Source organism: Erwinia sp. AK-PDG3-5 (genome assembly GCF_056821705.1).
Genome location: NZ_CM165967.1, coordinates 1,434,997 through 1,457,906 on the forward strand (window position 1 = coordinate 1,434,997; position 22,910 = coordinate 1,457,906).

Sequence of the window (22,910 nt, forward strand, 5' to 3'; positions counted from 1 at the left end):
TCGATAACAGTGAAGGGACTTTTTTGCTTCAGGCTGGCCGATCTCTTTCACACCCTCATCAGTTATACTGACGGTCTGAACGGTAAAGTGAGCATGGCAATGATGCACACTTTACCCTGGTTAGCAGGTCCATTTCCTGCCTCCGCTTCAACAGGTCATGCCTCCGTTATGATAAAAACATCCCTGTTTCTCTCCACGCTAATGCTGTGCCTATCGCCGGCAATGGCGGCAATGCAATGCGGTCCTTTTCATTTAGATCGCCACCAGGACGGTAGCGTTTACGTCAATAACACCAAGCCCACCCAGCAGAAAGTCACTTTTACCGGTGATAAAGGGGATTACGATAATGTGAAAATCCATCTGCGGGTTAAGAACACCAGGGCACCGGGTATGCTGGATATGGACCAGGCTGTTCAGCACGGCAAAGCGACATTGAACGTGCAGGTGGTGCGAACCAGCGCCAGCCAGATCCGCATCAGCGGCTCCTATGACTGTGAAAAAGTCGGATAGCCCTTCAGTTTAACGAGAACATTGATGAGAAAAATAGTGACTGTATTGGGCATTGTGCTGTTTCTTTCCGGTTGTACCTCTTCGACCGGCAAGGATTTCGATGATGCAAAATTGACTAAAATCCAGTACGGCCAAACCAGCCGCCAGGATCTGATTTCGCTGTTCGGCCAGCCGACCACGGAAACGCCATACCCGGAGAATCATCTGCTGATGATGTGGAGTTACAGTCAGGCGAAAGCCGGCAGCACCACTGAAGGCAAAACGCTCACGGTGCAACTTGATGGCGGCAAGGTTAAAAGCTACACGGTGAGTAAGACCTGAGGGAAGGGGGGTAAAGCAATGGTGCCATCTGCTGATACCCTGGCTGGTCATCTTGTCACTGATGAAAAATGAGCGGATCATGTGTTTACCCCAGGTGAACACGGCAGGCTCCATGTTAATCAGCACTGAGAATTCGCGAAGTCATGTTGCAGATACACAACTTGCTTGTACGCTCGCCGCCGTTGCCGGAGCTCTGAACACCGCAGCTTTTGAGGCTGTCGGTTTTTTCTCTGCCAACATGACTGGAAACGTCTCTTCACTGTCAGATCATCTGGCGAAGGCAAACCTGGCACCAGCTATTTTCTTTCTGTCGATTATCAGCATTTTCATTGCCGGTTCTGCATTCTCGACAATTATTATTAATTCAGGTCGCAGGAAGAAAATGCGTACGGTGTACGCCATTAATATTTTTATAGAGGGGGTCGGGCTTGTCGTGCTCGGTATTGTTGAGAGTTATCTCACGCCAGTTTCCCCCGGCGTGTTACTTATCTTAAGCCTGAGCTTTTTAATGGGCTTACAAAATGCTGTCGTGACGCGAATATCTAACGCGCGTGTAAGAACAACACATGTATCAGGCACCTCTACGGATATCGGTATAGAGCTGGCCTTGCTTTTCGATGTGCTCAGGCGAAAGGAATCACCTAAGGACGCTCCGCTTTATCTTGAAAGACTCAGGCTGCACTCATTCACCTTGCTGTCATTTCTGGTTGGCGGGATAGCAGGAATAGGGTTATTCCGTTCACTCGGATATGCATTCCTGATACTGATAGGTGTTGGTCTGATTTTTCTGGCGCTGCATAACATGCTAAAGAGGCATAAAAATCCCTAATAAAATTTCACCGCCTGCCACTTTTTCGCTCATGTAAACTGCTAAAAAACAATGCGTGAAATGCTTCAAGAGGATGGTTAATTGAGTTGGGATTTGCGAACTAAAACGGAGGGTAGCGAACGGTCAGATGGTGTCCCCTGCAGGAATCGAACCTGCAACTAGCCCTTAGGAGGGGCTCGTTATATCCATTTAACTAAGGAGACAGCAGGCGGCAGTATAGCGCGCTTTTAGTCGCAGATTAAGCACTTACCCAGTCAACTGCTGGTTTTGTCACCAGTTACCCACAGTTTCCTGCCGCAACTGCCCGGTTGCCGCAAAACACGCGCAACCGCAATTTCCACCTTAGCAGCTAAATCCGCAATTTATGCGCTGGATCAATATTGCCCCATTCGCGCAGGACTACTGTAAAGCAAAGTAAATCCACGGCTCTACGCTAACGTCATGAAGAGGTAAGACTATGTCTATGAAACTGTCCCTTGCGGTGATCACAGTGATCTGGGTGGGTTATGTTGTCTATGCCGGAACCTTCTACGCCGCCACCTGGTCGATGTTCAACTAAGCGCTAACAGAATGCCGATCTCGCCGGTTATCCTGTAAAAAAGGCCCCCATCGGGGCCTTTGTCATTCAGGGCTGCTGCGTTACAAAACTGCCTTACTCTGCCTGCTGAACCTTGCCTTCTTTCTTCGCTTTGGCTTTTACTTCGGCTTTCGCCTTAGCCTTGGCTTTGGTGCTCATATCGTTGCGGATCTGCGCATGGCTGATCACCGCAAAGATAAAGGTGCCGCCGATAATATTGCCGGCCAGGGTTGGCAGGGCAAACGGCCAGAGGAACTCATGCCAGCTGATCACCCCGTTAAACACCAGATAGAGCACTTCCACCGAACCAACCACGATATGCGCCAGGTCGCCCAGGGCCACCAGCCAGGTCATCAGGATAATGACCCAGATTTTTGCCGCACCGGCAGAAGGGAACATCCACACCATGGTGGCGATAATCCAGCCGGATACCACCGCATTGGCAAACATCTCTCCCGGTGAGTTCTCCATCACTTTTTGACTGATGGCGACAAAGGCATCCCGCGTCGCGTGATCAAATATCGGCATATGGGTGAAGGCCAGTGACGCCAGCGCCGTACCGACCAGGTTGCCGCCCAGCACAATGCCCCATAAACGCAGCAGCAGCAGCAGGTTGCTGCCCGACGGTTTGTGCATAATTGGCAATACCGCCGTCACCGTGTTTTCCGTAAACAGCTGCTGTCGCGCCATAATCACAATAATAAAGCCAAAGGTATAGCCCAGATTCTCCAGAATAAACGCGCCCGGCACGCCTTCCAGATTGACCTGAAAAATCCCTTTAGCCATCAGTGAAGCACCCATCGAAAGCCCTGCTGCAATGGCCGAAAACAGCAGGGCCAGCCCATCACGTTCTAACTCCTTTTCACCCTCCTGACGGATCTGCTCATGCACCGCCGCCGCGCGCGAGGGCAAGGCCTCCTCATCCACCTCAATCTCTTCGCCTTTTTCACTTTCCTGACTTTCTACTTCGCCATCATCCTGTTTCTTATTCATTCTTTTAGTTCCCAGTGGTAATTACTCTCTAAGCGTAGCGTGTTTATCGGGAAGAAGAAATGTAACGAAACCTCAGAAGAAGCGTAACAAACCTTTAACCGCAAGGCTTTTTTGCGCGATTTGTGACGCGTAACAGGCATAATGCTTTACCCGGGAAAAATGCAGGGCTACTGCAGGCTGCGATGAACTGATTGCCTGTGGTACTATTTCGCCCAATTCTACTAAGCGCGAATTTTTTTGATGCTGGAAGCCAACAATCTGACCTGCGTACGCGATGAACGCACGCTGTTTAACGATCTCAGTTTTACCGTTTCAGCGGGCGATATTGTCCAGATTGAAGGGGCGAATGGGGCAGGGAAAACCTCCCTGCTGCGGATCCTTGCCGGGCTTAGCCGGGCCGAACAGGGCGACGTGCTGTGGCAGCAAAAGCCCATTCGTCACCAGCGTGAAACCTGGCACGCCGCGTTGCTGTACCTTGGGCATCAGCCCGGTGTGAAAGCGGTACTGACCGCACGCGAGAACCTGCATTTTTATCATGCCAGCCAGTCTGAAGCGTCACTGATGGCGGCGCTGGAAGAGGTGGATTTAACCGGATTTGAAGATGTCGCCGTGTCCCAGCTTTCCGCAGGCCAGCAGCGTCGTGTGGCGCTGGCAAGATTGTGGTTAAGCCGATCGCCTCTATGGATCCTGGATGAGCCGCTCACCGCCATTGATAAATCCGGCGTGGAAAAGCTGATGGCGTTGTTTAACCTGCATGCGGAGAACGGCGGGGCGGTGATTTTAACCACCCATCAGGATTTACCGTCGGCACATCGCACAGTTCGCAAAATTCGTCTTACCTCTTCGGAGGTAGTCTGATGTTCTGGCGTGTCCTTAAGCGCGAACTGCGCATTGCGTTTCGCAGTGGCTCGGAAATCATTAATCCGCTGTGGTTCTTCCTGATCGTGATTACCCTGTTCCCGTTGGGAATTGGGCCAGAACCTAAATTGCTGGCGCGTATTGCGCCGGGCATCGTTTGGGTGGCGGCATTGCTTTCCTCGTTGCTGGCCCTTGAACGCCTGTTTCGTGATGACTTTCTTGATGGCTCGCTGGAACAACTGCTGTTGTTGCCGACGCCACTGCCGATAACGGTTTTGGGGAAAGTGGCCGCTCACTGGGTGGTAACCGGCCTGCCGTTATTGTTGCTGTCTCCTCTGGCTGCTTTATTGCTTTCGCTGGATTTTGCCAGCTGGCGAGCCATTGCCTTGACGCTGCTGCTGGGTACGCCAACCCTGAGTTTCCTTGGGGCCATCGGCGTTGGACTGACCGTCGGATTGCGTCGCGGCGGCGTACTACTGAGTTTGCTGGTATTGCCGTTGGCGGTGCCGGTGCTGATATTTGCCAGTGCAGCCATAGACGCTGCCGGCATGGGATTACCGATTGACGGCTACCTGGCCATATTGGGAGCCCTGTTGGTGGGCAGTGCCACCTTGGCACCGTTCGCCACCGCCGCAGCATTGCGGGTTAGCGTGCATTAACTGATTTCTAATAAAAAACACCAGAACGCTTTTTCTTTTTATGTGAGCAAAATAATAATGTGGAAATGGTTACATCAACTCGGTAAGCCCGACCGGCTATACCGGTTATGCGGTCGTTTGGTGCCCTGGTTCGCGGTGCTGGGCGTCGCAGCACTGTTACTGGGCTGGATTTGGGGATTTGGTTTCGCCCCGGCCGATTATCAGCAGGGAAACAGCTACCGCATCATGTATATCCATGTCCCGGCCGCCATGTGGTCAATGGGTATCTATGCCTCAATGGCTATCGCTGCCTTTATTGGCCTGGTCTGGCAATGGAAAACGGCCGACCTGGCTGCCGCCGCCATGGCGCCGGTGGGCGCGGTGTTTACCTTTATTGCGCTGATCACCGGCTCCGCCTGGGGTAAGCCGATGTGGGGCACCTGGTGGATTTGGGATGCCCGCCTCACCTCTGAACTGGTTCTGCTGTTCCTTTATATGGGCGTCATCGCCCTGTACAACGCCTTTGACGACCGCCGGATGGCGGGACGTGCCGCCGGGATCCTGATCCTGGTCGGCGTGGTTAATCTGCCCATCATTCATTACTCGGTGCAGTGGTGGAACACCCTGCATCAGGGTTCCTCCGGCATGCTTCAGCAGTCGATTGACCCCAGCATGCGCTCGCCGCTGCGTTGGTCGATCCTCGGTTATCTGCTGGTATTCATCTCACTGACGCTAATGCGCTTGCGCAATCTGCTGCTGTTTACCGAACGCCATCGCCCGTGGGTGGCTGAACTGGCAGCGAAAGGAGGGCGCAAAGCATGACCCCAGCATTCTCATCCTGGTCAGCATTCTTTGCCATGGGCGGTTACGCCTTTTATGTCTGGCTGGCGGTTGCCTGCACGCTGATTGCCCTTGCCGGGTTGGTGCTGCACACCGTTATCCAGCGTCATCGCCTGCTGCATGACATTCGCCAGCGTCAGTCCCGGGAAAGTCGCATCCGCGCCGCCAATAATAAAAAACGGGCCAGTGAAGCCGCAGGAGAACAACAGTGAATCCGCGCCGTAAAAGTCGCCTGATCATGGTGACAGCAATTCTGGTGGGCCTCGGCCTGGCCACCTCTTTGGTGATGTACGCGCTGCGTTCAAACATTGACCTTTTCTACACACCCGGTGAAATTATTGACGGTAAAGGGGAAGCCCACGTGAAGCCCGAACCCGGCCAGCGCCTGCGCGTCGGCGGCATGGTGATGCCGGGCAGCGTGAAGCGCGATCCGCAGACGCTTCAGGTCTCCTTCAAATTGTATGATGCCCGTGGTGTGGTAAGCGTTAGTTATCTCGGCATTCTTCCTGACCTGTTCCGTGAGGGGCAGGGCGTGGTGGCACAAGGTGTGCTGCAGAACGGCAATCTGGTGGAAGCCAGGGAAGTGCTGGCAAAACATGATGAAAAATATACGCCGCCAGAAATTGAGGACGCGATGAAAACTAACCCTAAAAGCCCGCAGTCGGCCTATCAGCCACCCGTGCAAGGTGGCCAGTCATGATGCCGGAAATCGGCAGTTTTCTGCTCTGTCTGGCGCTGGCTATTTCGCTGCTGTTAAGTATCTACCCGCTGTGGGGCGCCGCCCGGCAGGATCGCCGTTTGATGGGGCTGGCGCGCCCGCTGAGCTTTGCACTGTTCGCCTGTATCCTCGGCGCTTTTGCGATACTGGTTCATGCTTTTATCGTCAACGATTTCAGCGTGGCCTATGTGGCGACCAACTCCAATACGCTGCTGCCGGTTTACTACCGTATTGCGGCCACCTGGGGCGCGCATGAAGGCTCGCTGCTTCTGTGGCTACTGTTACTCAGCACCTGGACGCTTGCCGTCGCGCTGTTCAGCCGCGGCATGCCGATGGATTCCATCGCGCGCGTGCTGGCAGTGATGGGAATGATTAACCTCGGTTTCCTGCTGTTTATCACCCTGACGTCGAATCCGTTTACCCGCACGCTGCCGGACTTCCCGATCGACGGTAGCGACCTGAATCCGATGCTGCAGGATATCGGCCTGATCTTCCATCCTCCGATACTCTATATGGGTTACGTGGGCTTCTCGGTGGCCTTTGCGTTTGCGATCGCCTCGTTGATGGCGGGCAGGCTGGATACCGCCTGGGCGCGCTGGTCACGCCCGTGGACCACCGCAGCATGGGTCTTCCTGACCGTCGGCATCGTGCTGGGCTCGGCCTGGGCTTATTATGAGCTTGGCTGGGGCGGCTGGTGGTTCTGGGATCCGGTGGAAAATGCGTCCTTTATGCCGTGGCTGGCCGGCACCGCGCTGATCCACTCGCTGGCGGTGACCGAAAAACGCGGCACCTTCAAAGCCTGGACAGTGCTGCTGGCGATTACCGCCTTCTCACTGAGCTTGCTGGGGACGTTTCTGGTGCGTTCTGGCGTGCTGGTGTCGGTACACTCGTTCGCTTCCGATCCGTCGCGCGGGATGTTTATCCTCGCCTTCCTGGTGATTGTTATTGGTAGCTCATTGCTGCTGTATGCGGTGAAGGGCAGCAAAGTCCGCAGCCGCGTGCAGAACGAAGTCTGGTCGCGCGAGTCCTTCTTGCTGGGTAACAACGTGCTGCTGATCGCCGCCATGCTGGTGGTCCTGCTGGGAACGCTGCTGCCGCTGGTGCACAAACAGCTGGGCCTGGGCAGTATCTCGATTGGCGAACCCTTCTTTAATACCCTGTTTACCTGGCTGATGGCGCCAATGGCGCTGATGCTGGGTATTGGCCCATTGGTGCGCTGGCGTCGTGATGAACCGCAGAAACTGTGGAAGCGTCTGGCGGTGGCCTTAGTGGGAACGCTGGTGCTGTCGATCCTGCTGCCGTGGTTGATGCAGGATCGTATCGAAGCGATGGCGGTGGTCGGTCTGCTGATGTCGATCTGGGTGATTTTCCTGACGCTGATGGAGCTGCATGAACGCGCCACGCACCGTCACAGCTTCTTCAAAGGGTTAACCCATCTTTCCCGCAGCCACTGGGGAATGGTGCTGGGTCACCTCGGCGTGGCGGTGACCGTTATCGGTATTGCCTTCAGCCAGAACTACAGCGTTGAGCGCGATGTGCGTATGCGCGCGGGCGACACGGTCGACATTCAAAACTACCACTTCACCTTCCGCGATGTGCATAACCTGCAAGGGCCGAACTACACCGGCGGCGTCGGCATTATCGACGTCACGCGTAACGGCAAGCACGAAGCGACACTGCACGCGGAAAAACGTTACTACAGCGTGGCGCACACCATGATGACCGAAGCCGCGATCAACGGTGGCTTTACGCGTGACCTGTACGCGGCATTGGGTGAAGAGCTGGGCGATAACGCCTGGGCGGTGCGTATTTACTACAAACCGTTTGTTCGCTGGATCTGGTTCGGCGGTCTGTTTATGGCCGTTGGCGGTATTTTCTGCCTGTGTGACCCGCGCTACCGTTCACGCAAAAAAGCAGAGAAGGAGCTGGCATGAGCAAGAAAATTCTTTATATCCCGCTGGTGCTGTTCCTGCTGCTGGCAGCGGCCCTGATGTGGCAGTTGAACCGCAATGCGCATGGTGACGATCCCACGCTGCTGGAGTCGGCCCTGGTCGGCAAGCCGGTGCCGGTGTTTAAGCTGGAATCACTGGATCAGCCGGGAAAAACCTACAATCAGTCAGTACTCACTGACGGCAAACCGATCCTGCTGAACGTCTGGGCGACCTGGTGTCCGACCTGCCGGGCCGAGCATCAGTATCTGAATTCGCTGGCATCGACGGGCGTGCGCGTGGTCGGGCTGAATTATAAGGACGATCGCAATAAGGCGATCAACTGGCTGAACACGCTGGGCAATCCCTATGCACTGAGTCTGTATGACGGTGATGGCATGCTGGGGCTGGATCTGGGCGTCTATGGCGCGCCGGAAACCTTCCTGATCGATGGCAAAGGGATTATTCGCTATCGTCACGCCGGGGATCTGAACGACGACGTGTGGAACCGTGAAGTGAAGCCGTTATGGGATAAATACAGCAAGGAGGCGGGTGCATGAAAGGGATCGTTCTGGTTTTCGCCCTGTTTTTAAGTTGCAGCGTGCTGGCTGACAACATTGATACTTATAAATTTTCTTCCGTCGACCAGGAGCAGCAGTATCGCCACCTGACGGAATCGTTGCGCTGTCCAAAATGCCAGAACAACAGCATCGCCGATTCCAACGCGATGATCGCCAGCGACATGCGGCTGAAGGTCTATGAACTGCTGCAAAACGGCCAGACGCCGGATCAGGTTAAGCAATATATGGTGGCGCGCTACGGCAATTTCGTCACCTATGAACCGCCGGTAATGCCATCAACCCTGATTTTGTGGGCCGGTCCGGCGCTGTTTGTGATTATTGGCGCGATGGTGATCGTATTGCGCAGTAAAAAGCGCAGGCCAGATGACGAGATGGATGCGGAACAGCAACAGCGCCTGAATGCGCTCTTAAAGAATAACAGGAAGCAATAATGGGTGGATTCTGGTTAACCATTCTGGCGCTGTTAATAGCGTCCTGCGCGCTGTTGCTGATTGCTGGCGGGCGCAAACATCGCCCGGTTTCAGTTGAACGCGATGCGCTGAATAAAGCCTTTTATCATCAGCGTCTGAAAGAGCTGGAAGAAGATGAAGATCAGGGTGTGGTGGGCGAGCGGCCAGAGATGGTGCGTGAGTTACAGCAAACCCTGCTGCACGATATCCCAAAAGATGAAGAGATCGTTGAACGTAGCGTAGGGCGTTGGGTGCTGTTGCCTGGCGTGCTGGTGCTGATCCTGGTCAGCCTGGGCTTCTACTTCAAAACCGGTGGCTTTGCGCAGGTGATGTCCTGGCAGCAGGTAAAAAACGATCTGCCGGCCTTACGTGCACAGGTGATGGATCCCGCTGCCAAACCGCTGACCATGGAAGAACTGGCGCGGCTGGGGCTCGGCGTGCGCAGCTCGCTGCAGGACGATCCGCAGAACGTCAACGACTGGCTGATGTTGGGGCGCATCGGCATGGTGCTGAATAATGCCGATACCGCCACCAAAGCCTTCCAGCGCGCGATGCAGCTGGCGCCAAATAATCCCGAAGTGAAGCTCAGCTACGCGGACGTACTGACGCGTTCTCCCGATCCGGAAGATAATCGTCAGGCGAGCGTGATGCTGAACGAGATGATCAAAGCGGACGGTGATAATCTGCGGGTGCTGAGCCTGTTGGCATTTAATGCTTTTAGTCAGCAGCACTATCCTGAGGCCATTGCCGTTTGGCAAAAGATGTTACAATTGTTACCTGCTGACGATAAGCGCGTGGTAATGATCCAGCGCAGCATCGAGCAGGCAAAAACGGAATCCGGCAAGCAGAACAGCCATCTGGCGCTTTCCGTCACTCTGGCACCGGGTGCAGAAAAAATGTTACCCGCTGGCGGAGTGTTGTATATTTCTGTTGCTGATGGTGTTTCTCCCGTCCCGGTGGCGGTGAAAAAATTACCGTTGAGCCATTTTCCTTTATCGCTGACGCTGGATGACAGCAATGCCATGATGCCGGAGCGCCTTCTTTCTGCTCAGCATCAGGTTCAGGTACGCGTGCGTATCTCACGTGATGGCAGCGCCAACCCGCAGTCCGGGGATTGGTTCGGCACCAGTGCCGTCACGCCATTTGATGGTCATCAGCAACTGTCTGTTGAGATTAATCAGCAGCAGCCATAGGCGGTATTACACAGAAGACAGGGAGTAAGAGATGAGCTACCGCGTGACGGGTGTAGCGCTGGCCAGCGTGCTGCTGATAGGTTGCGCCAGTTCGAATACGGCAGATGAGCCACAAGGGCGGTCCGATCCGTTCGAGGGCTTTAACCGCTCGATGTTCAACTTTAACTACAACGTGCTCGACCCGTACGTGGTTCGTCCTGTGGCGGTGGCCTGGCGTGACTATCTGCCGGTGCCTGCGCGCAGCGGGCTGAGTAACTTCTTCAGCAACCTAGATGAGCCGTCGACGATGGTGAACTACTTTATTGAGGGTAAACCTTATAAAGCGATGATTCACTTCAACCGCTTCTTCCTGAACACCATTCTGGGGATGGGCGGCTTTATCGACGTGGCGAGCATGGCGAATCCAAAGCTGGCCAAAGAAGAGGCGCGCGGGTTTGGTAGTACGCTGGGGAATTACGGCGTCGGCTACGGTCCCTACGTTGAAGTGCCGGGCTACGGTGGCTTCACCCCGCGTGAGGATGTCGGTGGGCTGGTTGACGATCTTTACGCGCCACTCAGCTGGCTGACCTGGTGGATGTCGGCAGGGAAGTGGGCGTTGGAAGGGGTTGAAACCCGTGCTCAGCTGCTGGATTCAGATGCGATGTTGCGTAACTCGAAGGACCCTTATGCCTTTGTGCGTGCGGCATACTTCCAGCATCATGATTTCCTCGCCAGCGATGGCAGGCTGATCCCGCAGGAAAACCCTAACGCCTCGGCGATTCAGGGCGATCTCAACGATATCGACTCGAACTAACCGTTGCGGTGATATAAAAAAAGGCCTGTCTTGCGACAGGCCTTTTTTGTTGCCGGCGTGCTATCAGAACTTGTAGTTAAAGTTCGCGCCGTACAGCCAGGCTTTACCGGTAGAGTTAAAGGTGTAAGGGCCTTCTTCTACGGTGACATGCTGACCGTGCATATAAGACAGGCCAACGTCGACGGAAGCATCCTGGTTAAAGGCGTAGGAAGCACCGGCGCTCAACCACAGACGATCCTGATCCGGAATAGAGATGGAACGGTTTTCTGCCGGGACCGGGCTGTCATCAAAGGCAATACCGGTGCGGAAGGTCCAGTTTTCATCATAGAAATAGGACGTTCCCAGCGCGATGCGGTAAGCATCCTTAAAGCTCTCATCTTTATAGAACAGCGTCTGGCCATTGCTGCCGGTCGCTTTCAGCTCCTGGAACTGGCTCCAGCTGGTATACGTCAGGCTGTAGTGCACGGCCCATTGCGGCGCCACTTTATGGTAACCGGACAGCTCCCACATTTCAGGCAGATTCAGGGTCAATGCGCCCGGAATAGTTTGACCGCTGGTACCGTACGGCAGGCCGAAATTACCCGCCTGATTAATTGGGTTGATATAGGTTGGGATGCTGCTCTTATAATCGCCGTCAAAGTCGATTTTAACTTCAGAGCGGTAAGTAAAGCCGAAGCGGTTATTCGGATCCACTTCATAAAGGATACCGGCATTCCAGCCGTAACCCCATTCATCCCCTTTCAGGTGGGCAATTTGCGTATCTGCAGGCAAGCCCAGTGCGGCACCCGATTCACCTGCATAACGTTCAATCTTGGCACGGGCATAAACCGCATCAAAACCCACACCAAAACTAAAGTTCTGATTAAGACGATAAGCGGTACTTAAATTAAAGTTTACCGTTTGCAGATCGGTTTTACCGCCATATGCGCCCGCGGTGTAGTTATCATTAAATTCGGTTGCCAGGCCATAATTAGACGTTGCCGACGCGCCCAACCACCATTGATCGTTAATAGGCTGAACGTAATGAATGTTAGGTACCCACTGCGTTGGCGCAATATTATTGGCATCCAGACTTTGGCCTGACTGGCTGTCGCCACTGATATTGACATCGGGATCAATAAATACAGCACCGACAGAAAACATCGGGCGATCCATTAACGCCATGGTGGCCGGATTACGGCTGGCAGATGCTGCGGTATCCCCCATTGCGCCTTCGCCTGAATAAGCGCGTCCTAAACCTATGGCCGAAAATTCATTCAATTGAAAGCCGGCTGCGTAAACGTTTGAAGAAACAATTGCCACTGCAGCTGCGAGAGCAGACTTCGCAAACAGGTTTTTATGGTTCATGACCACAACCTCATTTATTTGATTTTTATTGAACTTTGTCACGGATGTAACAAAGGTTCACGAATTTTAGGGACTGACGTACGGCTAACAAATCAGACCAGTGGCACCAGTATAGGTCCGACCTGTATCGATGTTGCAATATTGTTTTATAAATATTTCTGAAATGATCTAAGAAAAGCGATCTGCTTAACAAAAAACTGCGTGTCTGAATTGAACCTATCGAGTCTAGCTTGTTTTAGATCAAATTTGACGTGGATATACGGCACTTATTGGCGCTATATCACGCAATTGCCAGACAGCCTTTCGCCGCAGGGGTAACATAGCCGCCAGTGAATACACTTTCTGCCGCAACCCGCGCGGCTAACAGGAGATTTCCCATGTCCCATGCCATTAATAAATGCAGCGCCAATGAAACCGCCGCCTGCTGTTGTGTCGATGTTGGTACGATCATGGACAATACTGACTGCACCGCAAGCTGGAGCCAGCTGTACGGCACTCGCCAGCAGGCGGAAGCCATGCTCAGCCAGCTGACGGAAAAAGCGCGTCAGGTCGAATCCGATCCCTGCCAGATTGACGCGCGCTTTAGCGAACAGCCTGAAGGTGTGCTGCTTGACGCTGATTTCACCTTCAGCTGCCAGGCTGAAACGATGATTTTTCAGCTCGGCCTGCGTTAATCCCCCGTCTTACGCAATGAGTGGGGTTTTCCCACTCATTGTTTTCTAAAGCGTGTTTGCTCTCGCAATTTTCTCTCATTCCGCGTGCACATTGTTAAAATCTGGTTAACCTTAGAGGTCAGACCTGTTAGGCAATGATGCCGTTTGACTGTTAAGGGTAATCAGAATGAGCAAAGCGCTTCCTTTGCTGACGCGTCAGGGCGACCGTATCGCCATTACACACGGACTCCGCACCCCGTTTGCCCGCCAGGCAACGGCATTACACGGCGTGCCGGCGATTGAGCTGGGGCGGATGGTGGTGAGTGAATTACTGGCGCGGAGCGAACTGCCGCCGGAGGTCATCGAACAGCTGGTGTTTGGCCAGGTGGTGCAGATGCCCGAAGCGCCGAATATTGCCCGCGAAATCGTCCTTGGCAGCGGCCTGAGTGTGTCGACCGATGCCTACAGCGTCAGCCGCGCCTGCGCCACCAGTTTTCAGGCGGTGGCGAACGTCGCTGAAAGCATGCTGGCGGGCACCATTCAGGCCGGTATTGCCGGTGGAGCGGACTCTTCCTCAGTGCTGCCGATTGGCGTTAGCAAAAAGCTCGGTCGTATCCTAGTTGATCTCAATAAAGCCAAAACCTTCTCGCAGAAAATGTCGCTGTTCAGCCAGCTGCGCCCGCGCGATTTAATGCCGGTGCCGCCTGCCGTGGCGGAATACTCTACCGGGCTCAGAATGGGTGACACCGCCGAGCAGATGGCAAAAACCCATGGCATTACCCGCCAGCAACAGGACGCGCTGGCTCACCGTTCCCATCAGCGTGCCGCCCGGGCCTGGGAAGATGGCCGCCTTGCGGGCGAAGTGATGACCGCGTTTGTTCCGCCGTGGCGCAAAGCGTTTGAGCAGGACAATAACGTGCGCATGACCTCGACGCTGGATGACTACGCGCGTCTTCGTCCCGCCTTCGATCGGCAGCACGGCACCGTCACCGCCGCCAACAGTACGCCGCTGACCGATGGTGCCGCCGCGGTAGTGCTGATGACCGAATCGCGGGCGAAAGCGCTGGGCATCGTGCCGCTGGGCTATCTGCGCAGCTACGCCTTTACCGCGATAGACGTCTGGCAGGACATGCTGCTCGGGCCGTCGTACGCTTCCCCACTGGCGCTGGATCGGGCCGGGATTACCCTGGACGATCTGACGCTGATCGATATGCACGAAGCGTTCGCCGCGCAAACGCTGGCTAATCTGAAAATGTTTGCCGACGAGCGTTTTGCCCGCGAGGTGTTAAAACGCCCGCATGCGCTGGGCGAGGTGAACGAAGAAAAATTTAACGTGATGGGCGGTTCAATCGCTTACGGCCATCCTTTTGCGGCGACCGGCGCACGCATGATTACCCAGACGCTGAACGAGTTGCGTCGTCGTGGCGGTGGACTGGGGCTGGTCACCGCCTGCGCCGCGGGTGGGTTAGGCGCCGCAATGGTTCTGGAGGCCGAATGACAACGATGATGACGCACAACCGAGAAAAAGCCTCGGCATTCAGCCTGGTGATGCGGCTGGATAATGTCGGGGTAATCACCATTGATGTGCCCGGCGAAAAGATGAATACGCTGAAGGCGGAGTTTGCCGGGCAGATCCGTGAGGTGATCGCCCAGGCGCGCGCTAATTCGCACCTCGCGGGACTGGTACTGATTTCCGGTAAACCGGACTCGTTTATTGCCGGTGCGGATATCTCGATGATCGACCGCTGCAAAACGGCGCAGGAAGCGGAAGCGCTGGCGCATGAAGGGCAGAAGGTGATGGCCGAAATTGCTTCGCTATCCGTTCCAGTGGTTGCTGCGATTCATGGTGCCTGCCTCGGCGGTGGGCTGGAGTTGGCATTGGCCTGTAATCAACGCGTTTGTTCGCTGGATGATAAAACCCGGCTCGGGCTGCCAGAAGTACAGTTAGGTTTGCTGCCGGGCTCCGGCGGTACGCAGCGACTGCCGCGACTGATTGGCGCATCGAGAGCGCTGGATCTGATCCTCACCGGCAAGACCCTGCGGGCAAAGCAGGCCGTCAAAATGGGGCTGGTGGAAGACGCCGTGCCGCAGGCCATTCTGCTGGAAACGGCGGTGAAGATGGCCCTGAATGGCCGTAAGCCGCGGAAAACCTTACCGCTGCGCGAGCGGTTGCTGAATGCTCCGGCAGGGCGCGCGTTGCTGTTTGCCATGGCGACCAGGCAGACGGAAGCCAAAACTAAAGGCAATTACCCGGCCACCCGTAAAATATTGTCGGTGGTGAAAACCGGCCTGCTTAAGGGCAGTATTATCGGCTATGCCGCAGAAGCTAAAGCCTTTGGTGAGCTGGCGATGACGCCGGAATCACAGGCGTTACGGTCAATATTCTTCGCCACCACCGAGATGAAAAAGGATCGCGGTACGGATGCCAGCCCGCGTGAACTGAAATCAATTGGCGTGCTGGGTGGCGGCTTAATGGGCGGCGGCATCGCCTATGTCACCGCGACGCGTGGCAAGTTGCCGGTGCGTATCAAAGACATTAAGCCGGAAGGCATTAATCATGCGATGAAATACAGCTGGGATTTGCTGAGCAAAAGCGTGCAGCGTCGGCATCTGCGCCCGGCAGAGCGCCAGCAACAAATGGCCCTGATTGGCGGCGGCACCGACTACCAGGGCTTCCATCATCGTGACGTGATCATTGAAGCGGTGTTCGAAGACCTGACGCTGAAGCAAATCATGGTGGCAGAGGTTGAAGCCAATACCTCGGGGCAGACGATTTTTGCTTCCAATACCTCCTCGCTGCCGATTGCTGATATTGCGGCTAACGCCAGCCGGCCGGAAAACGTGATCGGTCTGCACTATTTCAGCCCGGTAGACAAAATGCCGTTGGTCGAAGTGATCCCGCATACCACCACCTCGGCAGAAACCATCGCCACCGTGGTTTCGCTGGCGAAAAAGCAGGGCAAAACGCCGATTGTGGTGGCCGACCGGGCCGGATTTTATGTCAACCGCGTCCTGGCGCCGTACATTATTGAAGCCATGCGCTGTTTGCTGGAATCCGAGCCGATCGACAGCATCGATCGGGCGCTGGTGAAGTTCGGTTTCCCGGTCGGGCCAATCCAGTTACTGGATGAAGTGGGCATTGACGTCGGCACGCACATGATGCCAGTGCTGGAACAGGCCTGGGGCGAGCGCTTTAAAACGCCGGACGCCTTTGCCGCGGTATTGAATGATGACCGTAAAGGGCGCAAGAATGGACGCGGCTTCTATCTCTATAACCGCAAACCCTTCAGCCGTAAAAAGTCGGTTGATGAGAGTATCTATAAACTGCTCACGCTGAACCCTAAAAGCCATCTCAGCGCCGATTCTGTCGCTGAGCGCTGTGTGATGATGATGCTGAACGAGGCCGCGAGAACCCTCGACGAAGGCGTGATTCATTCCGCCCGCGATGGCGATATTGGCGCGGTGTTTGGCATTGGTTTCCCGCCGTTCCTCGGCGGCCCGTTCCGCTATATGGATCGTCTGGGGGCGGCGGACGTGGTGAACACATTAGAGCGGCTGATGCAGTCGCACGGCGACCGTTTTGCCCCGTGCGAGGCGCTGAAGCGACGGGCAGCCAGCGGCGAATGTTTTTACAATATGGCGGAAAAATCGAATAGCCATGCCGATTCAGGGGGTTAGATTTTACCGCAAAACAGGGGCGCTTTAGCACTGTTCTGGAAAGCGCTCATTTAATAAACAATCGGTTGACTATACTCAAGGCATTAGGGTACAACACAGCGTTCATTCACTGAATGAAGAGTCGGGAAGCTGTGTTTTCCGGCGTTTACGTTTAACAACAGCGGTGCATTATGCAAGTTTTCATTATGCGTCACGGCGATGCGGCATTAGATGCGGCTAGTGATTCTGTACGACCTCTGACTCATTGCGGATGTGATGAATCACGCCAGATGGCGAAATGGCTAAATGGCCAGACAGTAGATATTGAACGTGTGTTAGTCAGCCCGTACCTGCGTGCTGAACAGACGCTGGCTACGGTGCGTGAAGCACTGAACCTGCCGGAAGGGCAGGAGGTCTTGCCCGAACTGACGCCTGGCGGCGATCCCGCGATGGTGGCCAGTTACCTGCAAGTGCTGGCGAAAGAAGGGGTGAAATCTGTTTTAGTGATTTCCCACCTGCCGTTGGTGGGCTACCTGGTGTCTGAGCTCTGCCCGCAGGAATCGCCGCCGATGTTCGCGACCTCGGCCATTGCCCGTATCGACTACGATGCTGACAACGGCACCGGTAAGCTGGAGTGGCAGGTCAGTCCCTCCAAACTGGCGAAAGCGATGTGATGTTACAGGGCCAGGCGATCTGGCCCTGACGCCGTCTTAAGGTAATTCTGGCGGCATCCACTCTTCCACCTCAATCAGCACCAGCAGCGCGGCATCGCCGCCGAACAGCTTGGGCGCCTGATGAAATGCCATCACCATCGGATGCTGTGCCAGCCACAGCGGCGACTGCTGTTTCAATACATGCTTACCGTGGCCGTGCATCACGCTGGCGCAAAAAATGTGCTCACGTCGGCACGCTGCAATCAACGCCCCCAGCTCTTCCTTGGCCTGCCGTTGCGTAAGTCCATGCAAATCCAGAAAAATTTCCGGCGTGTAATCGCCACGTCTCAGCTTTTTCAGCTCGTAATGGCTGACATCACTGCGCACGTAGCGCGTGGGGCCTTCCTCGGCCAGCAAAGGCTGAAATTCATCGGAAAAATAGTGACTGGCATCCATCTGCTCGGAAATCAGCTTTTTCTGCGGAACCATCGCGAGGTTTTTCTTCTGCGGTTTGTGGACAATGGTGTCCTGCGCCAGCTTTCGGGTGCCGGTCATTAATCCGCGAAACAACGCCTGATCTTCGGCGCTGAGGGGCTGTTTTTTACTCATCAGGTTCTCATTGTCCGGCTTTATAAGGCAAAACGGCGCGGAACGTCGTCTTCAGGAAATGCTGACAGTCTACCCTGAGTTGTAGCGGCAAAAAACAAATGTCAGCTTTTTCACACCGCCGCGCTGAATTATGGCCCGCTTCATGGCAAACTAGCTGCCGAGTTTTAGTAAGGCCTGTGGAGGGCACTTTGGACAAAATTTTCGTCGATGAGGCAGTCAGTGAGCTGCATACCATTCAGGATATGCTGCGCTGGACGGTAAGCCGTTTTTCCGCCGCCGAGCTCTGGTATGGTCACGGCACCGATAATCCCTGGGACGAAGCGGTTCAGCTGGTGTTGCCCACCTTGTATCTGCCGCTGGATATCCCGGAAGACATGCGCAGCGCCCGGCTGACATCCAGCGAGCGCCATCGTATTGTCGAGCGCGTGATCCGCCGCATCAACGAACGTATTCCGGTCTCCTACCTGACCAACAAAGCCTGGTTCTGCGGACACGAGTTCTATGTCGATGAACGCGTGCTGGTGCCGCGTTCGCCCATCGGCGAGCTGATCAACGATCGCTTTGCGGCGCTGATCCCGGATGAGCCGAAATATATTCTGGATATGTGTACCGGCAGCGGCTGCATCGCCATCGCCTGTGCCTATGCCTTCCCGGACGCCGAAGTGGATGCGGTCGATATCTCCACTGACGCGCTGGCGGTGACCGAGCAGAATATTGAAGCGCATGGCCTGACCCACAGCGTCACGCCGATCCGCGCCGATCTGTTCCGCGAACTGCCAAAAACCCCTTACGACCTGATTGTCACCAATCCACCTTACGTGGATGAAGACGACATGGACGATTTGCCAAACGAATACCGCCACGAGCCTGAACTGGGCCTGGCTGCCGGACGTGATGGTCTGAAGCTGGCGCGCCGTATCCTGGCAAACGCACCAGATTACCTGAGCGAGCAGGGCGTGTTGATTTGTGAAGTGGGCAACAGCATGGTGCACATGATTGAACAGTACCCGGACGTGCCGTTTACCTGGCTGGAGTTTGCCAACGGCGGCGATGGTGTCTTTATGCTGACCCGTCAGCAAATCGTTGATGCGCAGCACCACTTTGGCATTTTCAAAGATTAATAAAGAACAATAAAAGAGGTCATCATGGCTGGTAACACTATTGGGCAACTGTTTCGCGTCACCACCTTCGGTGAGTCTCATGGACTGGCGCTGGGCTGCATTGTAGACGGGGTGCCGCCCGGCATTCCGCTGACCGAAGCCGATCTGCAGCACGATCTGGATCGCCGTCGTCCTGGTACGTCACGTTACACCACCCAGCGACGCGAACCGGATCAGGTCAAAATCCTCTCCGGCGTGTTTGAAGGTGTGACCACGGGCACCAGCATCGGGCTGTTGATTGAAAACACCGATCAGCGTTCTCAGGATTACAGTGAGATCAAAGACGTGTTCCGTCCTGGCCATGCTGACTATACCTACGAGCAGAAATATGGCCTGCGCGACTACCGTGGCGGTGGCCGTTCGTCGGCCCGTGAAACCGCGATGCGCGTTGCCGCTGGCGCGATTGCCAAGAAGTATCTGGCGCTCAAGCACGGCATCAAAGTGCGGGGTTTCCTGGCGCAGATTGGCGATGTGGCCTGCGAGCTGAAGGACTGGGATCAGGTTGAACAGAACCCGTTCTTCTGCCCGGATCCCTCGAAGCTGGAGGCGCTGGACGAACTGATGCGCGGGCTGAAGAAAGCGGGTGACTCGATTGGTGCGAAAGTGTCGGTGATGGCCGAAAACGTCCCGGTTGGCCTCGGCGAACCGGTTTTCGATCGTCTGGATGCGGACCTGGCGCATGCGTTGATGAGCATCAATGCGGTGAAAGGCGTTGAAATTGGTGACGGCTTTGCGGTCGTCAACCAGCGCGGCAGCCAGCACCGTGACGAAATTCGTGCGGAGGGTTTCCAGAGCAACCACGCCGGCGGCATTTTGGGCGGCATCAGCAGCGGTCAGCCGATTCTGGCGAACATCGCCATGAAGCCAACCTCCAGCATTACCGTGCCGGGCAAAACCATCAACCGCTTTGGTGAAGAAGTTGAGATGATCACTAAAGGCCGCCACGATCCTTGCGTGGGGATCCGCGCGGTGCCGATCGCGGAAGCGATGATGGCGATCGTGCTGATGGATCACTTACTGCGTCAGCGTGCTCAGAACGCTGATGTGCACACGGACATTCCTCGCTGGTAACCGAATGAAAAAGACGCTGATGGCGCTTGGTGCGCTGCTGATAAGTGCTTCCTCGCTGGCGGCAACGCCCTGGCAATCGATCCGCCAGCCGATTAGCGGCACGCCGCAGTCGATTGGTCAGTTTGCTAACGGCTGTATCGTTGGCGCAGAACAACTGCCGCTGGATGCGCCTGACTATCAGGTGATGCGCCAGGATCAGCGTCGCTACTTCGGCCATCCGGACCTGATCATGTTTATTCAGCGTCTGAGTACGCAGGTGCATAACCTGCAGCTCGGCGAAGTGTTGATTGGCGATATGGGCATGGCCGCCGGTGGGCGCTTCAGCAGCGGTCACGCCAGCCATCAGTCGGGACTGGATGTGGATATCTGGCTACAGCTGCCTAAATCGCGCTGGTCCTCCGCGATGCTGTTAAAGCCTCAGCCACTGGATTTGGTGGCGGCGGACGGTAAAAACGTGGTCGCGCGCCACTGGCAGCCGGAAATCGACAGCCTGATTAAACTGGCGGCGAAAGATGACGATGTGACGCGCATCTTCGTCAATCCGGCGATTAAAAAGCAGCTGTGTGCCGATGCTGGTGCCGATCGGGACTGGTTACGCAAAGTGCGTCCATGGTTCGGTCACCGCGCGCATATGCATGTGCGTCTGCGTTGCCCGCCGGGCAGCTTACAGTGTCAGGATCAGCCTGCGCCGCCGGCCGGTGATGGCTGTGGTGCTGAGCTGCAAAGCTGGTTCCTGCCTGCCAAACCGGGCAGTGGCGCGCCAGTGAAGCGCGAGCCGCCGCCGTTACCGCCATCCTGTCAGGCGTTACTGGATAAACATTTGCTTTAGGGATCGAAGATGGATTGGTTCGTCGTCAGCCCACTGTTTGTTGGGCTGCTGTTCTTTGTCGCCATGCTGGCCGGGTTTATCGATTCGATTGCCGGTGGCGGCGGGCTGTTAACCGTGCCGGCGCTGATGTCCGTGGGCCTCTCTCCCGCGCAGGCGATTGCCACCAATAAATTGCAGTCAGTCGGCGGCTCGTTCTCGGCGAGCCTCTATTTTGTCCGTCGTGGCGCAGTCAATCTGCACGAGCAGCGGCTAAATATCTGCATGACTTTTCTGGGTGCGGTGACCGGTGCCATTCTGATCCAGCATTTGCAGGCTGAACTGCTGCGACAGGTTCTGCCGATCCTGCTGATCGCTATCGGGCTGTACTTCCTGCTGCTGCCTAAAATTGGCGAAGAAGATCGCCAGCGTCGCCTGCACGGCTTGCCGTTTGCGCTGGTGGCCGGTGGTTGCGTCGGCTTTTATGACGGATTTTTTGGTCCCGGCGCGGGCTCTTTTTACGCGCTGGCTTTTGTCACCCTGTGCGGCTATAACCTCGCAAAATCCACGGCTCATGCCAAAGTGCTGAACTTCACCTCCAATTTTGGTGGTCTGCTGTTCTTTATGTTTGGCGGCAAAGTGGTGTGGGGAACCGGACTGGTGATGCTGGTGGGTGCCATCTGTGGTGCCCGGTTAGGTGCACGCATGGTGTTAAGCCGGGGGCAAACGTTGATCCGCCCGATGGTGGTGATCGTGTCTGCCGTGATGAGTGCAAAACTGCTTTACGACAGTCATGGCGCGGCGATTGCGGCCTGGTGTCACCATCTGTTGGGTTGAGAAAAGAAAGAATGAACGATAGCCACCACTATACGCAGCTGATTGAAATTTTTGACCGCTGCTTTTTTGCCGATTTTCAGACACGCCTGATTAAAGGCGACGACGAACCGATCTATCTTCCTGCTGATGACGATGTGGATTACCACCGCGTGGTGTTTGCTCACGGCTATTACGCCAGCGCGCTGCATGAAATTTCGCACTGGTGCATTGCCGGGGCTGAACGCCGCAAGCAGGTTGATTTTGGCTACTGGTATTGCCCGGATGGCCGTGATGCCATGACACAGAACCAATTCGAAACGGTAGAAGTGAAACCGCAATCGCTGGAGTGGATGTTTTGTGTTGCGGCAGGGTTTCCCTTCAATGTAAGTTGTGACAATCTCAACGGAGATTGTGAGCCGGATCGCATCGCGTTTCAGCGCAAAGTCCATGCTCAGGTCATGACGCATCTGGAACAGGGCCTTCCTGCTCGGCCAGCCCGATTGATTGCTGAACTCTGCTCGTATTACTCAACGCCCCCGCTGACGGCGGCACAGTTTCCCTGGCCAGAAGACCTGTGATCGTGGGGACAGGAACGAATAAGGAATTTTATGATCGATGAATTTGAGGCGCGTATTCTGGCCCTGATCGACGACATGGTGGAAAGCGCCAGTGACGACGAGCTGTTTGCCAGTGGTTATCTGCGTGGGCATCTGACGCTGGCCGTGGCTGAGATTGAACTCTCCGGCGAGCATACCCCTGAAGCATTACAGATTCAGGTGCAGAGAAGTTTGCAGAACGCCATCCAGGCTGGTGAACTCTCGCCGCGCGATCAGGCGCTGGTGATTGGCATGTGGGACAACCTGTTCCTGCAGGCGCGCAAACCTTCCTGACAACCGGGCGGCCACCGTGCC

At 55.4% G+C, this 22,910-nt stretch carries 26 protein-coding genes and 1 tRNA gene; 23 read left to right on the forward strand and 4 right to left on the reverse strand.

The annotated features are described in order from the left end of the window. Nucleotides 1-168: 168 nt before the first annotated feature. The 3 genes from AC1UKS_RS06580 (at nucleotide 169) to AC1UKS_RS06590 (ending at nucleotide 1,660) form a co-directional block, all read left to right on the forward strand. Entirely contained in the window at nucleotides 169-510 is a 342-nt protein-coding gene (locus AC1UKS_RS06580) for a hypothetical protein (protein ID WP_482436162.1), read from the forward strand. A gap of 24 nt (nucleotides 511-534) precedes the next feature. Beyond that, complete coding sequence (locus AC1UKS_RS06585; protein ID WP_482436163.1) at nucleotides 535-831, forward strand: lipoprotein; 297 nt, start codon at nucleotides 535-537, stop codon at nucleotides 829-831. Nucleotides 832-943: 112 nt separating this feature from the next. Then, a complete protein-coding gene (locus AC1UKS_RS06590) occupies nucleotides 944-1,660 on the forward strand; it encodes a YoaK family protein (RefSeq protein WP_482436164.1) in 717 nt (238 codons plus the stop codon). Nucleotides 1,661-1,788: 128 nt separating this feature from the next. Here AC1UKS_RS06590 and AC1UKS_RS06595 read toward each other — a convergent pair. Continuing rightward, a tRNA-Arg gene (locus AC1UKS_RS06595) sits at nucleotides 1,789-1,863 on the reverse strand. Nucleotides 1,864-2,312: 449 nt separating this feature from the next. Further along, nucleotides 2,313-3,230 carry a formate/nitrite transporter family protein gene (locus AC1UKS_RS06600; RefSeq protein WP_482436165.1) on the reverse strand — a complete coding sequence of 306 codons (918 nt, stop codon included), beginning with the start codon at nucleotides 3,228-3,230 and terminating at the stop codon, nucleotides 2,313-2,315. 240 nt (nucleotides 3,231-3,470) lie between these two features. Here AC1UKS_RS06600 and ccmA point away from each other — a divergent pair, with 240 nt between their 5' ends. The 10 genes from ccmA to mlaA are packed head-to-tail and all read left to right on the forward strand — an operon-like array spanning nucleotide 3,471 to nucleotide 11,228. After that, nucleotides 3,471-4,088: a cytochrome c biogenesis heme-transporting ATPase CcmA gene (gene ccmA, locus AC1UKS_RS06605; RefSeq protein WP_053144373.1), complete on the forward strand. Its 618-nt coding sequence runs from the start codon at nucleotides 3,471-3,473 to the stop codon at nucleotides 4,086-4,088. Further along, entirely contained in the window at nucleotides 4,088-4,747 is a 660-nt protein-coding gene (ccmB, locus tag AC1UKS_RS06610; RefSeq protein WP_013203166.1) for a heme exporter protein CcmB, read from the forward strand. Before ccmA ends, ccmB begins: the two co-directional genes overlap by 1 nt. 57 nt (nucleotides 4,748-4,804) lie before the next feature. Continuing rightward, on the forward strand, nucleotides 4,805-5,548 hold the full coding sequence (locus tag AC1UKS_RS06615; RefSeq protein WP_013203165.1) for a heme ABC transporter permease: 744 nt from the start codon (nucleotides 4,805-4,807) through the stop codon (nucleotides 5,546-5,548). Then, entirely contained in the window at nucleotides 5,545-5,778 is a 234-nt protein-coding gene (gene ccmD / locus AC1UKS_RS06620; RefSeq protein ID WP_482436166.1) for a heme exporter protein CcmD, read from the forward strand. The genes AC1UKS_RS06615 and ccmD overlap by 4 nt, the downstream gene beginning before the upstream one ends. Next, complete coding sequence (gene ccmE / locus AC1UKS_RS06625; RefSeq protein ID WP_482436167.1) at nucleotides 5,775-6,266, forward strand: cytochrome c maturation protein CcmE; 492 nt, start codon at nucleotides 5,775-5,777, stop codon at nucleotides 6,264-6,266. The genes ccmD and ccmE overlap by 4 nt, the downstream gene beginning before the upstream one ends. Then, a complete protein-coding gene (locus tag AC1UKS_RS06630) occupies nucleotides 6,263-8,218 on the forward strand; it encodes a heme lyase CcmF/NrfE family subunit (RefSeq protein WP_053144365.1) in 1,956 nt (651 codons plus the stop codon). The genes ccmE and AC1UKS_RS06630 overlap by 4 nt, the downstream gene beginning before the upstream one ends. After that, complete coding sequence (locus AC1UKS_RS06635; RefSeq protein ID WP_013203161.1) at nucleotides 8,215-8,772, forward strand: DsbE family thiol:disulfide interchange protein; 558 nt, start codon at nucleotides 8,215-8,217, stop codon at nucleotides 8,770-8,772. Before AC1UKS_RS06630 ends, AC1UKS_RS06635 begins: the two co-directional genes overlap by 4 nt. Further along, nucleotides 8,769-9,224 carry a cytochrome c-type biogenesis protein gene (locus AC1UKS_RS06640; protein WP_482436168.1) on the forward strand — a complete coding sequence of 152 codons (456 nt, stop codon included), beginning with the start codon at nucleotides 8,769-8,771 and terminating at the stop codon, nucleotides 9,222-9,224. Before AC1UKS_RS06635 ends, AC1UKS_RS06640 begins: the two co-directional genes overlap by 4 nt. Then, nucleotides 9,224-10,435 (forward strand): c-type cytochrome biogenesis protein CcmI, encoded by a 1,212-nt coding sequence (gene ccmI, locus AC1UKS_RS06645; protein WP_482436169.1) that lies wholly within the window; start codon nucleotides 9,224-9,226, stop codon nucleotides 10,433-10,435. The genes AC1UKS_RS06640 and ccmI overlap by 1 nt, the downstream gene beginning before the upstream one ends. A gap of 31 nt (nucleotides 10,436-10,466) precedes the next feature. Next, nucleotides 10,467-11,228: a phospholipid-binding lipoprotein MlaA gene (mlaA, locus tag AC1UKS_RS06650; RefSeq protein WP_482436170.1), complete on the forward strand. Its 762-nt coding sequence runs from the start codon at nucleotides 10,467-10,469 to the stop codon at nucleotides 11,226-11,228. Nucleotides 11,229-11,291: 63 nt separating this feature from the next. Here mlaA and fadL read toward each other — a convergent pair whose 3' ends face one another. Then, the gene (gene fadL / locus AC1UKS_RS06655; protein ID WP_482436171.1) at nucleotides 11,292-12,575 is read right to left on the reverse strand and encodes a long-chain fatty acid transporter FadL; all 1,284 of its coding nucleotides are present in this window, start codon (nucleotides 12,573-12,575) and stop codon (nucleotides 11,292-11,294) included. Nucleotides 12,576-12,952: 377 nt separating this feature from the next. Here fadL and AC1UKS_RS06660 point away from each other — a divergent pair, with 377 nt between their 5' ends. The 4 genes from AC1UKS_RS06660 (at nucleotide 12,953) to sixA (ending at nucleotide 17,559) form a co-directional block, all read left to right on the forward strand. After that, nucleotides 12,953-13,249, forward strand: a complete 297-nt coding sequence (locus AC1UKS_RS06660) for a YfcZ/YiiS family protein (protein WP_013203156.1) — start codon at nucleotides 12,953-12,955, stop codon at nucleotides 13,247-13,249. Between the two features lie 166 nt (nucleotides 13,250-13,415). Further along, the gene (fadI, locus tag AC1UKS_RS06665; RefSeq protein ID WP_482436172.1) at nucleotides 13,416-14,726 is read left to right on the forward strand and encodes an acetyl-CoA C-acyltransferase FadI; all 1,311 of its coding nucleotides are present in this window, start codon (nucleotides 13,416-13,418) and stop codon (nucleotides 14,724-14,726) included. A 5-nt stretch (nucleotides 14,727-14,731) separates the two neighbouring features. Continuing rightward, entirely contained in the window at nucleotides 14,732-16,906 is a 2,175-nt protein-coding gene (gene fadJ / locus AC1UKS_RS06670; RefSeq protein ID WP_482436892.1) for a fatty acid oxidation complex subunit alpha FadJ, read from the forward strand. Between the two features lie 170 nt (nucleotides 16,907-17,076). Continuing rightward, complete coding sequence (sixA, locus tag AC1UKS_RS06675) at nucleotides 17,077-17,559, forward strand: phosphohistidine phosphatase SixA (RefSeq protein ID WP_265911157.1); 483 nt, start codon at nucleotides 17,077-17,079, stop codon at nucleotides 17,557-17,559. Nucleotides 17,560-17,595: 36 nt separating this feature from the next. Here sixA and smrB read toward each other — a convergent pair whose 3' ends face one another. Further along, nucleotides 17,596-18,147 carry an endonuclease SmrB gene (smrB, locus tag AC1UKS_RS06680; RefSeq protein WP_265911156.1) on the reverse strand — a complete coding sequence of 184 codons (552 nt, stop codon included), beginning with the start codon at nucleotides 18,145-18,147 and terminating at the stop codon, nucleotides 17,596-17,598. A gap of 188 nt (nucleotides 18,148-18,335) precedes the next feature. Between smrB and prmB the strand changes: the two genes are divergently transcribed. From prmB to AC1UKS_RS06710, 6 genes are read left to right on the forward strand one after another with little or no spacing between them, the layout of a single operon-like run. After that, on the forward strand, nucleotides 18,336-19,268 hold the full coding sequence (gene prmB / locus AC1UKS_RS06685) for a 50S ribosomal protein L3 N(5)-glutamine methyltransferase (RefSeq protein ID WP_053144353.1): 933 nt from the start codon (nucleotides 18,336-18,338) through the stop codon (nucleotides 19,266-19,268). A gap of 24 nt (nucleotides 19,269-19,292) precedes the next feature. Further along, entirely contained in the window at nucleotides 19,293-20,378 is a 1,086-nt protein-coding gene (aroC, locus tag AC1UKS_RS06690) for a chorismate synthase (RefSeq protein ID WP_265911155.1), read from the forward strand. Between the two features lie 4 nt (nucleotides 20,379-20,382). Next, nucleotides 20,383-21,207, forward strand: coding sequence for a penicillin-insensitive murein endopeptidase (gene mepA / locus AC1UKS_RS06695; RefSeq protein ID WP_053144351.1), 825 nt, complete (start codon nucleotides 20,383-20,385; stop codon nucleotides 21,205-21,207). Between the two features lie 9 nt (nucleotides 21,208-21,216). Next, a complete protein-coding gene (locus tag AC1UKS_RS06700; RefSeq protein WP_482436173.1) occupies nucleotides 21,217-22,020 on the forward strand; it encodes a sulfite exporter TauE/SafE family protein in 804 nt (267 codons plus the stop codon). A gap of 11 nt (nucleotides 22,021-22,031) precedes the next feature. After that, nucleotides 22,032-22,577 (forward strand): elongation factor P hydroxylase, encoded by a 546-nt coding sequence (locus AC1UKS_RS06705; RefSeq protein ID WP_265911154.1) that lies wholly within the window; start codon nucleotides 22,032-22,034, stop codon nucleotides 22,575-22,577. Nucleotides 22,578-22,607: 30 nt separating this feature from the next. After that, the gene (locus AC1UKS_RS06710; protein WP_013203145.1) at nucleotides 22,608-22,889 is read left to right on the forward strand and encodes a YfcL family protein; all 282 of its coding nucleotides are present in this window, start codon (nucleotides 22,608-22,610) and stop codon (nucleotides 22,887-22,889) included. Nucleotides 22,890-22,910 lie beyond the last annotated feature (21 nt).

What these genes read in the sequence shown, in the direction of transcription:
- ccmI (WP_482436169.1), top strand. Translation starts at nt 9,224, where the DNA reads ATGGGTGGATTCTGGTTAACCATTCTGGCGCTGTTAATAGCGTCCTGC.
- AC1UKS_RS06635 (WP_013203161.1), top strand. Translation starts at nt 8,215, where the DNA reads ATGAGCAAGAAAATTCTTTATATCCCGCTGGTGCTGTTCCTGCTGCTG.
- smrB (WP_265911156.1), bottom strand. Translation starts at nt 18,147, where the DNA reads ATGAGTAAAAAACAGCCCCTCAGCGCCGAAGATCAGGCGTTGTTTCGC.
- AC1UKS_RS06580 (WP_482436162.1), top strand. Translation starts at nt 169, where the DNA reads ATGATAAAAACATCCCTGTTTCTCTCCACGCTAATGCTGTGCCTATCG.
- fadL (WP_482436171.1), bottom strand. Translation starts at nt 12,575, where the DNA reads ATGAACCATAAAAACCTGTTTGCGAAGTCTGCTCTCGCAGCTGCAGTG.
- AC1UKS_RS06705 (WP_265911154.1), top strand. Translation starts at nt 22,032, where the DNA reads ATGAACGATAGCCACCACTATACGCAGCTGATTGAAATTTTTGACCGC.
- AC1UKS_RS06640 (WP_482436168.1), top strand. Translation starts at nt 8,769, where the DNA reads ATGAAAGGGATCGTTCTGGTTTTCGCCCTGTTTTTAAGTTGCAGCGTG.
- ccmD (WP_482436166.1), top strand. Translation starts at nt 5,545, where the DNA reads ATGACCCCAGCATTCTCATCCTGGTCAGCATTCTTTGCCATGGGCGGT.
- AC1UKS_RS06630 (WP_053144365.1), top strand. Translation starts at nt 6,263, where the DNA reads ATGATGCCGGAAATCGGCAGTTTTCTGCTCTGTCTGGCGCTGGCTATT.
- AC1UKS_RS06710 (WP_013203145.1), top strand. Translation starts at nt 22,608, where the DNA reads ATGATCGATGAATTTGAGGCGCGTATTCTGGCCCTGATCGACGACATG.
- mlaA (WP_482436170.1), top strand. Translation starts at nt 10,467, where the DNA reads ATGAGCTACCGCGTGACGGGTGTAGCGCTGGCCAGCGTGCTGCTGATA.
- AC1UKS_RS06615 (WP_013203165.1), top strand. Translation starts at nt 4,805, where the DNA reads ATGTGGAAATGGTTACATCAACTCGGTAAGCCCGACCGGCTATACCGG.
- ccmA (WP_053144373.1), top strand. Translation starts at nt 3,471, where the DNA reads ATGCTGGAAGCCAACAATCTGACCTGCGTACGCGATGAACGCACGCTG.
- ccmB (WP_013203166.1), top strand. Translation starts at nt 4,088, where the DNA reads ATGTTCTGGCGTGTCCTTAAGCGCGAACTGCGCATTGCGTTTCGCAGT.
- fadJ (WP_482436892.1), top strand. Translation starts at nt 14,732, where the DNA reads ATGATGACGCACAACCGAGAAAAAGCCTCGGCATTCAGCCTGGTGATG.
- fadI (WP_482436172.1), top strand. Translation starts at nt 13,416, where the DNA reads ATGAGCAAAGCGCTTCCTTTGCTGACGCGTCAGGGCGACCGTATCGCC.
- AC1UKS_RS06600 (WP_482436165.1), bottom strand. Translation starts at nt 3,230, where the DNA reads ATGAATAAGAAACAGGATGATGGCGAAGTAGAAAGTCAGGAAAGTGAA.
- AC1UKS_RS06700 (WP_482436173.1), top strand. Translation starts at nt 21,217, where the DNA reads ATGGATTGGTTCGTCGTCAGCCCACTGTTTGTTGGGCTGCTGTTCTTT.
- AC1UKS_RS06590 (WP_482436164.1), top strand. Translation starts at nt 944, where the DNA reads ATGTTAATCAGCACTGAGAATTCGCGAAGTCATGTTGCAGATACACAA.
- mepA (WP_053144351.1), top strand. Translation starts at nt 20,383, where the DNA reads ATGAAAAAGACGCTGATGGCGCTTGGTGCGCTGCTGATAAGTGCTTCC.
- aroC (WP_265911155.1), top strand. Translation starts at nt 19,293, where the DNA reads ATGGCTGGTAACACTATTGGGCAACTGTTTCGCGTCACCACCTTCGGT.
- sixA (WP_265911157.1), top strand. Translation starts at nt 17,077, where the DNA reads ATGCAAGTTTTCATTATGCGTCACGGCGATGCGGCATTAGATGCGGCT.
- AC1UKS_RS06660 (WP_013203156.1), top strand. Translation starts at nt 12,953, where the DNA reads ATGTCCCATGCCATTAATAAATGCAGCGCCAATGAAACCGCCGCCTGC.
- AC1UKS_RS06585 (WP_482436163.1), top strand. Translation starts at nt 535, where the DNA reads ATGAGAAAAATAGTGACTGTATTGGGCATTGTGCTGTTTCTTTCCGGT.